14 protein-coding genes are annotated in these 15012 nt (G+C 44.8%); 3 read left to right on the top strand and 11 right to left on the bottom strand.

Annotation, left to right across the window (positions count from 1 at the left end; all coding sequences use genetic code 11):
* The 4 genes from HMPREF2918_RS01420 to HMPREF2918_RS01410 all read right to left on the bottom strand — a co-directional run.
* Window positions 1–536 (bottom strand): ABC transporter ATP-binding protein (locus tag HMPREF2918_RS01420; RefSeq protein ID WP_070594403.1); only part of this gene is annotated, 536 nt, incomplete at its 3' end.
* Between the two features lie 15 nt (window positions 537–551).
* Entirely contained in the window at window positions 552–680 is a 129-nt protein-coding gene (locus tag HMPREF2918_RS11520; RefSeq protein WP_256263169.1) for a hypothetical protein, read from the bottom strand.
* Between the two features lie 114 nt (window positions 681–794).
* Window positions 795–1769, bottom strand: coding sequence for a sensor histidine kinase (locus HMPREF2918_RS01415; protein WP_070594402.1), 975 nt, complete (start codon window positions 1767–1769; stop codon window positions 795–797).
* Window positions 1762–2439, bottom strand: a complete 678-nt coding sequence (locus HMPREF2918_RS01410) for a response regulator transcription factor (protein ID WP_070594401.1) — start codon at window positions 2437–2439, stop codon at window positions 1762–1764. The genes HMPREF2918_RS01415 and HMPREF2918_RS01410 overlap by 8 nt, the downstream gene beginning before the upstream one ends.
* A 168-nt stretch (window positions 2440–2607) precedes the next feature.
* On the opposite strand from HMPREF2918_RS01410, the gene HMPREF2918_RS01405 reads away from it, so the two are divergent.
* Window positions 2608–3792 carry a DUF2974 domain-containing protein gene (locus tag HMPREF2918_RS01405; protein WP_070594400.1) on the top strand — a complete coding sequence of 395 codons (1185 nt, stop codon included), beginning with the start codon at window positions 2608–2610 and terminating at the stop codon, window positions 3790–3792.
* An 88-nt stretch (window positions 3793–3880) separates the two neighbouring features.
* Here the strand turns inward: HMPREF2918_RS01405 and HMPREF2918_RS01400 are convergent, their stop codons facing one another.
* The 3 genes from HMPREF2918_RS01400 to HMPREF2918_RS01390 all read right to left on the bottom strand — a co-directional run bounded on the left by HMPREF2918_RS01400 (window position 3881) and on the right by HMPREF2918_RS01390 (window position 9539).
* Entirely contained in the window at window positions 3881–7141 is a 3261-nt protein-coding gene (locus HMPREF2918_RS01400) for a pneumococcal-type histidine triad protein (protein ID WP_070594399.1), read from the bottom strand.
* A 7-nt stretch (window positions 7142–7148) separates the two neighbouring features.
* Entirely contained in the window at window positions 7149–8081 is a 933-nt protein-coding gene (locus HMPREF2918_RS01395; protein ID WP_141751572.1) for a metal ABC transporter solute-binding protein, Zn/Mn family, read from the bottom strand.
* Between the two features lie 195 nt (window positions 8082–8276).
* Entirely contained in the window at window positions 8277–9539 is a 1263-nt protein-coding gene (locus tag HMPREF2918_RS01390; RefSeq protein ID WP_070594397.1) for a DUF6287 domain-containing protein, read from the bottom strand.
* 248 nt (window positions 9540–9787) lie between these two features.
* On the opposite strand from HMPREF2918_RS01390, the gene HMPREF2918_RS01385 reads away from it, so the two are divergent.
* Complete coding sequence (locus HMPREF2918_RS01385) at window positions 9788–10309, top strand: DUF2975 domain-containing protein (protein ID WP_003006066.1); 522 nt, start codon at window positions 9788–9790, stop codon at window positions 10307–10309.
* A gap of 10 nt (window positions 10310–10319) precedes the next feature.
* Window positions 10320–10526 carry a helix-turn-helix domain-containing protein gene (locus tag HMPREF2918_RS01380; RefSeq protein ID WP_003006064.1) on the top strand — a complete coding sequence of 69 codons (207 nt, stop codon included), beginning with the start codon at window positions 10320–10322 and terminating at the stop codon, window positions 10524–10526.
* Window positions 10527–10786: 260 nt separating this feature from the next.
* On the opposite strand, the gene metG is transcribed toward HMPREF2918_RS01380, so the two are convergent.
* The 4 genes from metG to HMPREF2918_RS01360 all read right to left on the bottom strand — a co-directional run bounded on the left by metG (window position 10787) and on the right by HMPREF2918_RS01360 (window position 14841).
* Window positions 10787–12778, bottom strand: coding sequence for a methionine--tRNA ligase (metG, locus tag HMPREF2918_RS01375; protein ID WP_070594396.1), 1992 nt, complete (start codon window positions 12776–12778; stop codon window positions 10787–10789).
* Window positions 12779–12992: 214 nt separating this feature from the next.
* Entirely contained in the window at window positions 12993–13685 is a 693-nt protein-coding gene (locus HMPREF2918_RS01370; RefSeq protein WP_003006059.1) for a phosphoglycerate mutase, read from the bottom strand.
* Window positions 13686–13829: 144 nt separating this feature from the next.
* On the bottom strand, window positions 13830–14276 hold the full coding sequence (locus HMPREF2918_RS01365) for a Fur family transcriptional regulator (RefSeq protein WP_080979619.1): 447 nt from the start codon (window positions 14274–14276) through the stop codon (window positions 13830–13832).
* Between the two features lie 211 nt (window positions 14277–14487).
* On the bottom strand, window positions 14488–14841 hold the full coding sequence (locus tag HMPREF2918_RS01360; protein WP_049487504.1) for a hypothetical protein: 354 nt from the start codon (window positions 14839–14841) through the stop codon (window positions 14488–14490).
* Window positions 14842–15012 lie beyond the last annotated feature (171 nt).

The following is a 15012-nucleotide window of genomic DNA, read 5'->3' as shown; positions in this document are numbered from 1 at the left end:
TTGGAATCCAGCGCCCCTGTTGGCTCATCCGCAAGGAGGATTTCTGGCGAGGTGATAATAGCCCGTGCTACGGCCACCCGTTGTTTTTGCCCACCAGAGATTTCGTAGGGGTATTTTTCTAAGAGCTGGTGAATGCCCAACTCCCGACTCACGCTATCCACCTTACTCATCATTTCCTTGACTGGTCTGCGAGAGAGGACTAGAGGGAGAAGAATATTGTCCTTGACAGACAAGGTATCAAGCAAATTGAAATCTTGAAAGACGAAGCCAAGTTTTTCCCGGCGGAAGCTGGAGGCATCCTTGTTCTTGATGGTTGAGGTGTCTATGTTATTTAGGTAGACTCGCCCTTCGGTCGGCTGGTCCAGCATAGCCAGGATATTGAGGAGGGTCGATTTCCCGGACCCTGATTCCCCCATGATGGCGACATATTCACCCTTCTCAACGGTAAAATGGATATCCTTTAAGGCTTCAACCTGCGTTCCTTGAAAGCGGGTTTTGTAGATCTTTTTGATATGTTGAACATCTAGTAATGACATGCTTTTCTCCTTTTACTAGTAGATCAAGAAAAATTCTTGGGTTTGTTGCAGGACTTGGAGACCAAATTCCGTCTTTTCCAGATCGGTTTGGTTATTTGGTTTCTTAATCTTTTTGGGTTGTTTCATCCATTTCAAGAGTTTCATTTTCTTGACCTCCTTCATTTGATGAGACTATTGTATAAAAAATAAAAGGCGGCTACCATAACCTAACCTTTCATTTTGACGTTTATTTCTTACATTTTTGTAAGATGGGGAATCTTAATCCATGACCAACTTCTTCTCTTCAAAGCGAATGGCAACGGTCGTGCCTTGACCGACCTCTGAATGGAGGGTGATCCTGTGGCCCAATTGCTCTGCGATTTTCTTAGATAGATAGAGCCCCAGCCCTGAGGATTGCTGGGTCAGGTGGCCATTGTAGCCGGAGAAGCCCCGCTCAAAGACGCGAAGCACATCGCTATTTTTGATCCCAATCCCGCTATCTTTTATATAGAGAGTCTGGTCTTTGAAATAGATTTCAATTCCACCAGTGCTGGTGTACTTGAGGCTATTGGACAAGAGCTGCTCGATGATGACTAGGAGCCACTTGCGATCGGTGATGACCTCCTCTTCCAAATCATGTAGGTTCACTGTCAAGTTCTTTTGGATAAAAAAGAGGGCGTACTTGCGGACTACTTCTTTAACCAAATCTTCTACCGACACGCGCTTTAAGACCAGATCATCATGAAAACTCTCCAGTCGCAGGTACTGCAGAACCAGATTGGCATAGGAGTCAATCTTGAAAAGTTCCTGCTCCATCTGCTGCTTGACAATAGGTGTCTCGACATCTTGGACCAAGAGCTGGCTAGCTGCAATGGGCGTCTTAATCTGGTGAACCCAGAGGGTGTAGTAATCCATCAGGTCATTGAACTTGGCCTGGGCTACTTTGCCTTGCTCCAGGCGAGCCTGCTGTTCTTCTATATATTTTTCATAAAGGAGATGTTCCAGTGGTGAGGCAACTTCTATTTCCTCATACAGCAAGGCTTTGCGGTAGTCCTGAAAGGTCATGGCGAAATCCCAGATCAAGACACAGAGGGCAAAAAAGCCTAGCACCAGGGTCGCATAGAGGAAAACCGTCCCTGTCTCTGGAAAGAGATAGGCAAAGACCAAATCGACGATCAAAAAGATGACCAATAGATAGAGTAGGCGCCTGCGGGATACCACATACTGCCAGAAGATCGTTCCAAATTTATTCATGGGTCAACCCGTAACCGATGCCTTTCTTGGTTTCGATGAAGTTTGACAAGCCAGCCTCTTCTAATTTCTTGCGAAGGCGGGCCACATTGACAGACAAGGTATTGTCATCAATAAAGAAATCGCTATTCCAGAGCTCCTTCATCATGTCATCGCGCGCCACGATACTGCCTGCATGTTCAAAGAGGACACGCAGGATCTGAAATTCATTCTTGGTCAGCTTGATGACTTCCCCTTCATACACCAAGTCCGTGGACTTGAGATTGAGGATGGCTCCCCGGTGCTCCAGCAAATTTTGATCCGTCCCAAATTCGTAAGAGCGGCGCAAGAGCCCTTGGACCTTGGCAAGGAGGACATTTTGATCAAAAGGCTTGGTGACAAAGTCGTCTCCACCCATATTGATGGCCATGACAATATCCATGGCTTGATCCCGTGAGGAAAGAAACATAATCGGAACCTTTGAAACCTTGCGAATCTCCTGGCACCAGTGGTACCCATTGTAGAGAGGCAGTCCAATATCCATGAGGATCAAGTGGGGGTCGGTTTCGACAAAGATCCCGAGGACATCCATAAAATCCTCTACTGCGACCACTTCATAGCCCCATTGTTCCAATAATTGTTTGACCTGTTGGCGGATAATGTTATCATCTTCGACTAAGAGAATTTTATGCATGGCTTTCTTTCCTTCTTTTTTCTTCTTCCTATTATAACAGATTAAGAAGCAGAGAAAAAGGCTGTTTCAGAGGGAAAGAAGATCTCACTCCTACTGTCTTGATGGAAGCCGCTTTTTCTCCATCCATTTTTGTGCTATACTGAAAGAAATAAGACACGGGAGGCAAAGATGTCAACTATTTTTGATTACCTAAAAGAAGTGACCTACGATTCCATATATGACCGTCCCTTCAAGGAACTGGATGTCCTGGCACTGACAGAGCTGACCTATCTTCCTTTTGATCGGATCGTACCCCAAGGAGATACGACCAATATTGAAGTCCGCTTATCTGATGCAGCAGAGCTAGTCGATCGAACCACCGATTTCATCGTGACAGACCAACACCTGCAATTAGTCGATGAGTTAGCTAGTTCAAAGCGTTTTAAAAACATCAAACTCCTCAACTATGTCAACGAATATGACCCCGATGTTCAGAAGCAGTTTGCGGCTATGACCTATCGTCTTACCATGGATGTTTATTTAGTTGTCTTCAGAGGGACGGATGACACCTTGATCGGCTGGAAGGAAGACTTTCACATGACCTATATGGACCATGTCCCAGCTCAGAGGCGCGCAGCCAGCTACCTGCAAAACATCATGAAGGAATTTCCTAAAGAGCGCTTCTTAGTAGCGGGTCACTCCAAGGGGGGCAATCTCGCAACCTATGCCTGCACTTACCTGCCGGATTCCTTATTTGAACGAGTCGATGCCATCTACAGCTACGATGCTCCTGGCCTCAACAGGGCCATTATCGAGACCGAAGGCTACCAGCGGACGTCCCCAAACATTCTTCGCTTTGTTCCTCAAGGTTCCATCGTCGGCATGATGCTAGAAGTCCCTGAGCCTGCTACAATCGTAAAAAGCCGAGCTTTTGGTGGCTTTGTCCAGCATGACGCTTTTACTTGGATGATTGAGAAAGATAAATTTGTGACCCTGGATCAAACCAGTCCCGATAGCCAGCAGACCGACGAGACCTTGAAGCAGTGGGTTCGCGAAACATCGGCGGATGAGCGCAAGAAGTTCTTCGATACCTTCTTCGGCCTCTTCTTGGATGCAGGTATTACTTCAATCAATGATTTGAGGAACTTGAAAAATTTCTCCAAGATCAAAGAGATCTTTCAAAATGCTCAAGACCTAGATCCTACAGAAAGGGAAATGCTGGAACGTCTAGCCAAGCAACTCCTCGATACCCGTGTCCAAGCTTGGAAAAAATGGCAGACGGTTCCCCGCATTCTGGTTCAAATGGCTGCATTTTTCAAGCGAAAAAAAGCAGTCGAGTCCTCCTCACCTCTGCTCCTTGAGCACAAGGAGTGAGACTCAACAACTGAAAAAAGAGGTCACCTCTTCTATTCACTAGAACGCAAAAATCATCTGAAATGTCTTTCAGATGATTTTCTATTTTCTATTGGTCCTGAGAAGATGGAGCATCTGGCGTGCCTTCTTCTATGGAAGCTGGTCTCGCAGGCTCTGTTTCTGTCTCAGTTGTGGCAGTGTTGTTCCCTGCTGAAGCGGCTGCTTCTTTTTCTACCGGAGTTTCTGTAGTGACAGGCGTTTCGACCGTGCTAGCTGGTTTCCCCGCTTCGGTTGCAGATGGCATTGCTGCTAACTCTGCCTGAAAGGCTTGGATAGCCTGTAGTAAGGCTGCCTTGTCACTCTTTGGATTAGCCAATTGGTCAAAGAGAGCTTCTAAGCGATCAAATACAGCATCACTAGCACCCTTTTCCTGCAATTGTTGGTGAAGCGCCATCAATTGGTTATAGAGCTGTTGATAAAGGGCGACATCCCCAATCTGAGGCTCTTCTGTTTGCTTTTGTTTTTGCTTTTCAATGGTGTCACTGATTTCGCGTAACAGAGCTTGTCCACTTGCAATAGCCTTGTCTGGATCCGTCTCATTTCCAAGCTGAGCCAAACTTACTTCAAAGGCAGTTCGTTTGGCCTGGTCTTCGACTTGTGGCAAGAGCGACTGGATTTGCTCTGAGAGGGCTGTCAGGATGCTGGTTCTTTGACGGGCTTCTGTCGCCTTGTCCAACTCTCCATATAAGCCCTTGAGGAAATCATAGACCGCTAAGTTATAAGATGGGGCCTGACTTCCTTTTTGATCCAAAACTGTTTTTTCAATAGGATAGGTTTGGACTTTCTCTTGAGAGAAGAGCTGGTCAATTGCCTGCTTGGTTTGGTAGAGTTCCATAAAGTGAGCCTTAGCATCCCAGGCTTCTTCAAAGGCTTGGGCCCGATAGAGTTTCAAAGCTAGATCTGCCGCCTTGGTGCGCAGTTCTGGTGTCAAGCGCGCGTCGCTCAAGCTTTGGTAGAAGTACTTGAGATAGTCGACCGAGGTCACACCCGTCCGATCTTGCATCTCCTGAACAGCTTCTAATAGCTTCCCTTCCTGCTCTAAACGCTTGCTGTCCTTGGCAGCATAGGCTTCCTGCAGTTGTGAGACCAACCCTTCCTTCTTCAGTTGGAAGGCTTCTGTGTCTAGCAAGCGCACTTGTTCCAGCAATTCCTGGTATCGACGATCGAGGGCTGTCTCTTCTTTTGGTTTGATCGCTTGAGTCGCATGAATGTACTGCTCATCAACCTGCTTAAGACTGGCCAGGTAGCCTTCCGTCGAATTGCTTGGGAAGCTCTTGACATTTTCCAAGAAATGGCCCAAGATGAGCTCAATCCGTCGTTGTTGCAATGGATCAGAAGCGTAAAGAGTCCGGCTTTCTGCTAAAAGTTGGTTGACCCTGTCCTCTACTGCTTTTTTATCCAAGTCTCCTTTTTTGTATGGCGATTGGATGGTAGGAAGGCGATGGGCTAAGTAGTCTGCTAGTCCCGCTGAGCGCACCTTGATGTAGTGGTTGTGATCGCCATGTGGGATGACAAACTGACCATTTTCAATCTGAAGGCTGTAAGGAGAAATCCCTGAGCGAAGGGCTGTTGCATAGAGTTCATTGATAAAGTCTAGTTCAGGATTACCCGTCTCAAGTGGAATCCGAACGTGTTCCTTCCGAACGGCATAAGGGTGGATGTGGGTCGGATCGTATTCTTGGTCTGGATTGTTAAAGACAAAGAAACCATTTGAAATCTTAATGGCCTCACGAGGGACGCCGTAGGTCTTACTGATATACTGGATCTTTTCCTCATCTGAGGCATCGCGAGAATAGCTGGCGACATCATCTGTCAGTGGCTGTCCCTTGGACTCTTCTTTCTTACCTGCCAGAGTTGCCTCTGCTGCTGCAATCTCTTGAGGAGAGAGGTCCTTTTTATAGAAATAATGGGCATGGTTGCCATGAGCGACCATGTAACCGTCCTCGTCCTTACTGATGACCATGTCTGCATGGAAACCATGATCGTGCTCCTCTTCGTGCTCGTGATCATGACTGTCCCCATGTTCATGCTCGTGACTATCTCCATGTTCATGCTCGTGCTCATGGTCAATTGGTTTTGTACTTGGACTTGAAGGCTTGTTTGGTCTTATTTCAGCAGGTGTAGTAGCACCTTGGGCCCGAAGCAGTTGGAATTGCCGTGCCAGCTCACGTTCTAAAGGAGATAGGGAGCTGTAAGGGATAAAGTGGAAATGATCCCCGTGAGGGTAGACAATTCCTTGATCGGTCCACTTGGTAATCTTACTTGGATCAAAGACAGAACCATCAGACTCCACATGACGAGAAGACAGAGGTGTTTTCTGCAATTCTTCGATCAAGTTGGTCAGGGTTGGACTCGGTTTAGAGGTAGCTGGTTTAGACGTCGTTGGGGTTGTCTGTGTATTGGTTGGACTGGATGACGGCTGGTTGCTCGCTTGCTTCCCAAGGCTTGGAGAGACTTGATCTGGAGTACCTTGCTCTGTGCTTGCTCCAGCTAGGCGTGAGTTCCCAGCCTGATGGCCGGCTTGACCACCTAAGACGGAGAGGGCTGCTGCTAACTCTCCAGCAGATAAGGCACTCTTTGGAATATAATGGAAATGGCCTCCATGGGGCACAATAAAGCCGTCCCCTGTATCTGAAATAACATCTCCAGGGCTAAAGACATAACCATCGTCCGTACGGTAGCCACCACCTGTATGGTTCTTAGCCGTCAACATCTCAAGAGTCTTACCTTCTTTCAGCGCTTGACTCGGTTGACGGAAGTCACGGGTCTTGCCTGCCTTGTGCGAGGAGCTAGCTTGCACCGATCCCGTCTCTCCTTCTTCTTTGGTGCCTCCCTTTTGTTGTTGGGCGATCTCTTCGATCGAGCGCACATTAACTGTATGTTGGGCATCCTTTAAGTAGAGATAGTATTTCCCAGCGCGTTTGATGATATAGCCATCCTTGACCTTGCTCACGATATCTGCTTCTTGCAGCTGATAAGTTGGATCCCGCAAAATCAACTCTTCACTAAAGATGGCATCAAATGGGACCTTGCCGCTGTAGTAATGAAAATGATCCCCATGAGAAGTGACAAAGCCTTCATCTGTAATCTTGATGACAATCTGCTCTGCCTGGGTCTTTTCCTTGGCATTGACCGCTTCGATGCTGTCTTCCTTTTTACTGGAGGCAGACGATGACGATTTCTTGTCCGCTTGCAAATACTGAATCTGATTCTTTTTCTCTTCCTTGACTTGTGGTTGCTGACTGAGCGCATAGGCACAGAGTCCTAGCCCCAAAGTCGCTACAATTCCAATCGTTCCCTTTTTCTTCATTCTTGATTTACTCCTCTAATTCCTTGGCTAAAGTCGCCATATTTTCTTCTAAATTTTCTAATAGATCCTTATCATTTTGTGGATCAGCTTCCAGTGGATCCAGAACCTTAACACGCGCCCCTGTTGCCTTGGCGATACTATCTGCCACCTTTGACGACGTGTGCTTTTCCACAAAGATCGTTTTCACCTTGTAGTCTTTGACAAACTGCTGGATCTCGGCCAATTGCCGAGCGGTCGGTTCTTGCTCTGGGGATATCCCTGCAATCCCTAACTGCTTGAGACCAAAGCGTTTGGCCAGATAAGAAAAGGCCGTATGCTGGGTCACAAAAGTCTTTTGCTTGGCCTTGTCAAAGAGAGGCTGGTAGTGGGCTACTAGGTCCTCACAGCGCTTTTCAAGCTTTTGAGCATTGGCCTGATAGAGCTCCTTGTTCTTTGGATCGATCTCTCCCAAACGCTGGGCGATAACCTTTCCTTCCTCTGCAATTTTTACAGGATCCAACCAAGTATGCGGATCATACAAGTGCTTGGATTCTTTTCCCTGACCAGCATCGACATCCTCTAATCCAGCCACCTTATCAAGGGTCATTCCTTGGCTGCCTTCGATCACTCGCAACTTGGAACCTTGAAGATTGGGATCTAAGCGACCGGCCCAAGATTCCAGGGTCTGAGAATGATAGACAAATACATCCGCATCATAGATCTGGGCCACTTCCTTGGTTGAGGGTTCATAATCATGGATCCCTGCACCTGACTGAACCATCCAGATATCATTTTGATCGCCAGAGATTTCCTTGACCAGGGCATAGATGGGATAAAAACTCGTGACAATTTTAAGACCTTTTGTAGAAGGGGGCTTTGCATTTCCTTGACTAGCACAAGCTGTCAGCAGAAAGAAACTGAGGAACATGAGTCCCAGAACCTTCATTTTTCTCCTAATCATTCTTCACCTCTTTTTCATTTTTGTTAACTAGTTTATTAATCAGTTAATTAACTAGTTAATCATACTGCGAATCATTTGCTTTGTCAAGCTTTTTTTACATTTTTTCCCTTTTAATGTTAGAGACTAACAGTTGCCTAGATTCCACAAGCCTTCCTTGCAGTAAAAAAAGCTTGAGACAAACATGTCTCAAACTTTTTATTGACGGTAAAAATATTGATCAGCCGGATAGTTGCCTGCAGATTGAGTGACCACTAGACGTGGCTTGCTGGTATCAGACTGGTCTCCATCCGGATTTTGGAAACCGATTTTCAGAAGTCCAATCGCAGCACCAGTCTCACCCATCTTCATCTCAACATAAGGGATCTTGCTCTTCTTATCCGAGTCCGCAACAGCCTTGAGGCTACCTTGGCCCTTGACTTTTCCGTCTGCTTGGATGACGATTTCAGCACCCTTGCCATTGCGCCAGGTTCCAGCTAAGCTTGAGAAGTCGCCCCCGTTAATGGCCGCAATATCCAAGTCTTTCTCTTTTTTCGGTTGTGGGTAGGCTTTCCACCACTCTAGATGGTAATCACGAAAGGCCGCATCCCCAAAGAGAATCCGACGTTCTTGGGAAGCTACTCCATCAGGACCTGTCACACCCGCTGGGATCAAGTACAAGGTTTGCTCTTGCCCTTGGATCGCAGTCGCATTGGCCCCAGTGAAATAAACTTCATAATAGCCTTTTCGCTTCTTGGGCTCTTTTTCTTTATTGAACAAGTAACTTGCCCGAGTGCCTCCACTCCAGAAAGTCCAGCCGGTCTCCCCATTTACAATGCTTGGAAAGGCATTGGTCTTGTTTTGGTAATATTCTTCTGGAGTATAGCCATAAAGTTTAAAACCGGAATCTGCGATTTCCTTTTCATAGGTATCATTGGAATAAGCACCTTCAAACGGTGAGAGATTGCCATCAAGGACGACATCATTTGGATCTGTCGATTTGAAAAAATCCTCTCGATTGGCAAAGACCATCTCGTGGTCGGGATTTTTATCAGACATGGTGACCGTGATCAAAGGCTTCTTGTCTGTCTTGTATTTGAAGACACGAACAGTGACTGTAAAGTCTGTATTGCCATCGGACTTTTTCATCTTTCCTGTTGAAACTTTGTTAGACCCTTCGACCTTCCAATCCGTACTAAATTCAGCGGATACCTTGCCGTCAGCCGTTTGGTAATCGATCTTCCAGGCCTTGCCCTTTTTCTCGATTTTGGCTTCATCCCGTTCATTAGAGACATAGTCACCACTCAAGTCAATGGCTTTTTCCTTTGGCTTAGTGACCTTCTTGCTAGTCTGGTTAAATTCCTTTTGATGGTCTGGTTGGATGTTGGAGCTAGAGTAGAGATAGACTCCACCGATCAGAACAACTGCTCCGACCAGCCCCAAAATCGGCCCCAGGTATTTTTTCTTCCACTTAAGATTCATTTTACTACCTCCATGGAATAAGATCTTTACACTAGTATACCCTAAATCGAAAGTATAGTAAAATTCCCCTCTATGTAGTGGTTTTCCAGGTTTGAACTGACTAGTTTGAGTAGAAAATACCTGTTTCCCAAAAATAATATTTTGTTTATCATTATTTTTTTATCGTTTTTCGATACTTTTTCATTGACTAATTTTTTATAAGGAGTATACTATAAGTGAAAAATAAATAAACTTCAAGGAGGCTTGCGATGAAAAACTCAAAAACCTTAAAAAATGTCATTGAAGTCTTGACGGCTTTCATTTACTTCTGTGGCTTTATGACTGTGGCTGCACTGGTCGTCCACCTGCTTTCACGGATGGGAGTGTTTAAAGATCTCATTCAAACTGGACGCTTGTCCTTTGATGTGAATGGCATCCAACTCTTCCCCAAACATCCGCAACCCCTCTGGCAGCTGCTCTTCCCACTAGCCTCAAGCGCTATCTATATTTACCTTCTCATCACCATTCGCAGCTTCCTCCAAAATCTCTACCAAGAAAAGATCTTTTCTCACTCTAACATTGATCTTTGCAACCGAGCTTGGAAGATTCTCTTGGTCTTGTCCTTTATGTCTGGCACACTTGAAACCAGTGGAAATGCTTATCTCCTTCCCTTTACTTTCCAATTCACCTTTAACACAGGGCTTCTCCTTGCCGTTCCAATCGTCTGGGTCTCTGGCAAGATTTTAGAGAGAGGGATTGAGATTGCTGAAGAAAATGAGCTAACCATTTAAGGAGGGTGCCATGATTATCGTCAATCTAGATGTCATGCTAGCCAAGCGGAAAATGAAATCCAATGAGCTAGCCGACAAAATCGGCATCACCACCGCCAACCTCTCCATCCTCAAAACCGGCAAGGCCAAAGCCATCCGCTTCACCACTCTAGAAGCCATCTGCAAAGAACTCGACTGCCAGCCCGGAGATATCCTGGAATACCGGCCGGATGAATAGGAACTATATTCGGAGACTTTCCTTGGGTGAGGACGGACGGTAGCGAATCCCTTTGGGATTCCATACCTTAGATTTGAGCCCACTGTCTCAAATCTTCCGAGAGTCTGAAACAAAAATGTTTCAGACTCTTTTCTCACTGCGGAAGTCTCCGTTAACACCCATTACTAATAGGACTCATCTACCATCCTTGTAAAACTCAATGATGGGAACTATATCGACACAAGAAAAGCACTCCTGTGGGAGTGCTTTTTTATATATGTTTAACCGATGATACTTCCATTTGGAACAGATGGATCAACGGTTAGGACCGTTAATTGATCTCCGTGTTCTGCGGAAAGAATCATGCCTTGGCTGACATATTTCTTCATCATCTTACGTGGTTTAAGGTTGGCCACGATTTGGAGTTTTTTGCCGACCAATTCTTGTTCATTTGGATAGAATTTTGCGATACCAGAGAGGATTTGACGGTCTTCGCCATCTCCTGCATCTAGGCGGAAGCGAAGCAATTTGTCTGATCCTTCGACGCGTTCCACTTCTTTGACTTCTGCTACACGGATTTCAACCTTGTCAAAGTCTTCAAATTTGATCTCGTCTTTTTCAGACTTGAGTTCCACTTCTTCTGGAATCCATTCTTTTTCTTGTGGTTTGCCTGCAGTCATTTGCGATTGGATGTAGGCAATTTCTTCTTCCATGTCAAGACGTGGGAAGATTGGAGTTCCTTTGGCAACCACTGTGACATTTTCAGGGAAGCCTGCTAAGGTCAAGTTTTCAAGATCGAAGTCCAAGCCCAAGCCAAGTTGTTCCATGATGGCGTTTGAGGTGTTCATCATGAATGGTTGGATCAAGTGAGCCACGACACGAAGGCTAGCTGCCAAGTGAGCCATGACCGCTGCCAATTGTTCCTTGTCGCCATCTTCTTTAGCGAGGACCCAAGGCGCTGTCTCATCTATGTACTTGTTGGTCCGAGAGATGATGTTCCATACGGCTTCCAAAGCGCGTGGGTAATCAACCGCATTCATTTGCTTGTGGTATTCAGCGATGTTTTCTTCAACTACCTTAGCCAAATCAGCATCAAATGCAGTGACATTTTCGACATAAGCAGGAACTTGACCACCAAAGTATTTGTTAATCATGGCTACCGTCCGGTTAAGGAGGTTTCCAAGGTCATTGGCCAATTCATAGTTGATACGAGCCACGTAGTCTTCTGGTGTGAAGGTCCCATCAGAACCAACTGGAAGGCTACGCATGAGGTAGTAACGGAGTGGATCCAAGCCGAAGCGTTCCACCAACATTTCTGGATAGATGACATTCCCTTTAGACTTCGACATCTTGCCGTCTTTCATGACAAACCAACCATGGGCAATCAAGCCTTCTGGCAATTTGATATCCAACATCATTAGAAGGATTGGCCAGTAGATCGAGTGGAAACGAAGGATGTCTTTTCCAACCATGTGGAAGACGGTTCCGTTCCAGAATTTATCAAAGTTTTCATGATCTTCTTGACCGTAACCAAGAGCCGTCACATAGTTGAGAAGGGCATCAATCCATACATAGACCACGTGTTTTGGATTAGATGGAACTGGAACTCCCCAGGTAAAGGTAGTCCGAGATACCGCCAAGTCTTCCAAGCCTGGCTCGATGAAGTTTTTCAACATTTCATTGAGACGGCCATCTGGCGTAATGAAATCCGGTTGAGATTTGAAAAATTCAACCAAGCGGTCTTGGTATTTGCTGAGGCGAAGGAAGTAAGATTCTTCAGAGACCCATTCTACTTCGTGGCCTGATGGGGCTACCCCACCGATGACCTTGCCATTCTCATCACGGAATACTTCAGCCAATTGGCTTTCTGTAAAGAACTCTTCATCAGAGACTGAATACCAGCCAGAGTACTCACCCAAGTAGATGTCGTCTTGCGCAAGCAAACGTTCAAAGACCTGAGCCACCACTTTTTCATGGTAGTCGTCTGTCGTACGGATGAATTTATCATATGAGATATCGAGTAATTGCCAGAGTTCTTTCACTCCAACGGCCATCCCATCTACATAAGCTTGCGGCGTAATCCCAGCTTCTTCTGCTTTTTGCTGGATCTTTTGACCGTGCTCATCAAGACCAGTCAGGTAGAAAACATCGTAGTTCATCATACGTTTGTAACGCGCCAAGACGTCACAGGCGATCGTTGTATAAGCTGAACCAATATGCAATTTACCAGATGGGTAATAGATAGGGGTTGTGATGTAGAATGATTTTGTCATTTTCTTTTCCTTTCAGGGCTAATGGAACCCAATTTAGTAACACTCTATTATAACATTTTTAGGAGACCCTGAAAACCCAAAACCAGCTAGGATCTAAGGAAGACAAGCAAAAAAGCTGACCGAAGTCAGCTTTCTATGATTGATAACGAATCACGTTATAATTGCCTCGCTTTTGCGTTTTCAGGCTCGGGATAAAAATATCCACTGGATATTTTTATTTTCCAAGATAGTATTCTTTTACAACGTTCAATTTTTCGTCAAATTCGAATACCAATGGTGGGAAGTTAGGGATTTCCACATCCATGATTTCGTCGTCTGACAAGTGTTTGATGTGTTTAACAAGGGCACGGATTGAGTTACCGTGTGCTCCTACGAATACGTTTTTACCGTCTTTAAGAGCTGGAGCGATTTTATCTTCCCAGAATGGAAGGGCACGTTCCAAAGTAACTTTCAAGTTTTCAGCATCTGGAATCACTGAATCGTCAAGTGAAGCATAACGACGGTCAGTATGTGCTGAGTGTTCATCATCACGGTCCATTGCAGGAGGCAATACATCGTAAGAACGACGCCAGATGTGAACTTGTTCATCACCAAATTGTTCAGCAGCTTCTGCTTTGTTTTTACCAGTCAAACCACCGTAGTGACGTTCGTTCAAGCGCCATGATTTTTCAACTGGAACCCACAATTGGTCAGAAGCTTCAAGAGCCAAGTTAGTAGTTTTGATCGCACGTTTCAATACTGAAGTGTAAGCTTGGTCAAATTCGATACCAGCTTCTTTGATCAATTTACCAGCGTCGATCGCTTGTTGTGTACCTTTTTCAGACAAATCAACATCAGCCCAACCAGTGAAAAGGTTAGCTTTGTTCCATTCAGACTCACCGTGGCGAGCAAAAACCAATTTTACCATTAGATGGATCTCCTTTTTATTCTCCGAGGTTCCCCCCGTTTATCTATTCTATTCTACTAGATTTTCAGTGAAAAATCTAGTGGCGACCATAGAAAAGTGCAATTTCTCACAAAAAAGAGCCTGACGGCTCTGATTTTTCTCACATTAATTTTTCTGACAGTCGGGGCAAATGCCATAGACGGTCGTCTGGGTCTTGGTGATCTGGTAGCCACTTTGACTGGCTGCTTCTTCGCGAAGATCTGGGACTTCAATGTCCACATCTGCGATACGGCCACATTTTTCACACACCACATTCAAATGGTCATGCCCCATGAAATCAAAATAAGTCGTGGTATCATTGCGAACCTTGATCTCAGAGACAACCCCCTCATCAATTAAAACCTTGATATTGTTGTAGACAGTTGCTAGACTCATGCTTGGAAACTGAGGCAATAAATCGCGATAGATCTTCTCAGCGCTTGGATGTTCATGACTCGCCACTAGATAGGAAAGAACTGCTCTGCGAGTATCGGTTATCCGAATACCCTTAGCACGCAAACTTTGCAAGACTTCTTCCACGCGCTCTTCTTCCTTACGATGCAATGCGTTCACTATGATTCCCCCTTTCCAATATGATTTAATCGATTCGTTACCCTTATTATAGCATGTTTCAAAATAAATCACTATTTAGAATGCTTTTAATTAAAAAAAATGTCCAGTGGACATTTTTTTCACGAGCTTGAAAACGGAAAAGCGAGGTTATGTCCAGTGGACATTGATTCACGTATCTAAATACGACTTTTTATCTTAAAAATTAAACTAATTAATTAGTTTTAAATTTTTTAAGAGAACCGAGGAATAATGAACCACCAATCAATACGATGATACCACCAATCCATCCTAAGAATGGGATAATCGCAACAGATCCACCTACAATCAGTAGCACTGAAGGAGCAACACCCACTCGCTCATCACCCTTGTAATAAACAATTGCAATAATTCCTAATACTAGATTTGCAATTTTCAAAGCATTTAATAAAAGAATTGATCCAGCAGTTGCATCTGAACTAGCTGTAGCAGCTGCAGTACCAAGAATAAAGAACGGTCCAACTAATAGTAAAATACCACCAACTAAACCTACAATTCCGCTAAAAAGTGCTAAAGTTTTTGTTTTCATCTTACTTTTCTCCTATTTTATACATTTAGAACTAACTAAATTCTATTGATTAGATATTATATGTCCTACATGGTTACCACAATATCCTACATATACAAGTATTAATTTGAACTTTCTCCAAATTACATATAGTAATACAGATAACCACTATAAACTTTTCTTAATTGCTCC

Source organism: Streptococcus sp. HMSC065C01, from assembly GCF_001813525.1.
GTDB classification, from domain to species: domain Bacteria; phylum Bacillota; class Bacilli; order Lactobacillales; family Streptococcaceae; genus Streptococcus; species Streptococcus parasanguinis_V.
The sequence above is the reverse complement of the archived record's forward strand: the minus strand, read 5'-3'. Positions and strand labels throughout refer to the sequence as shown.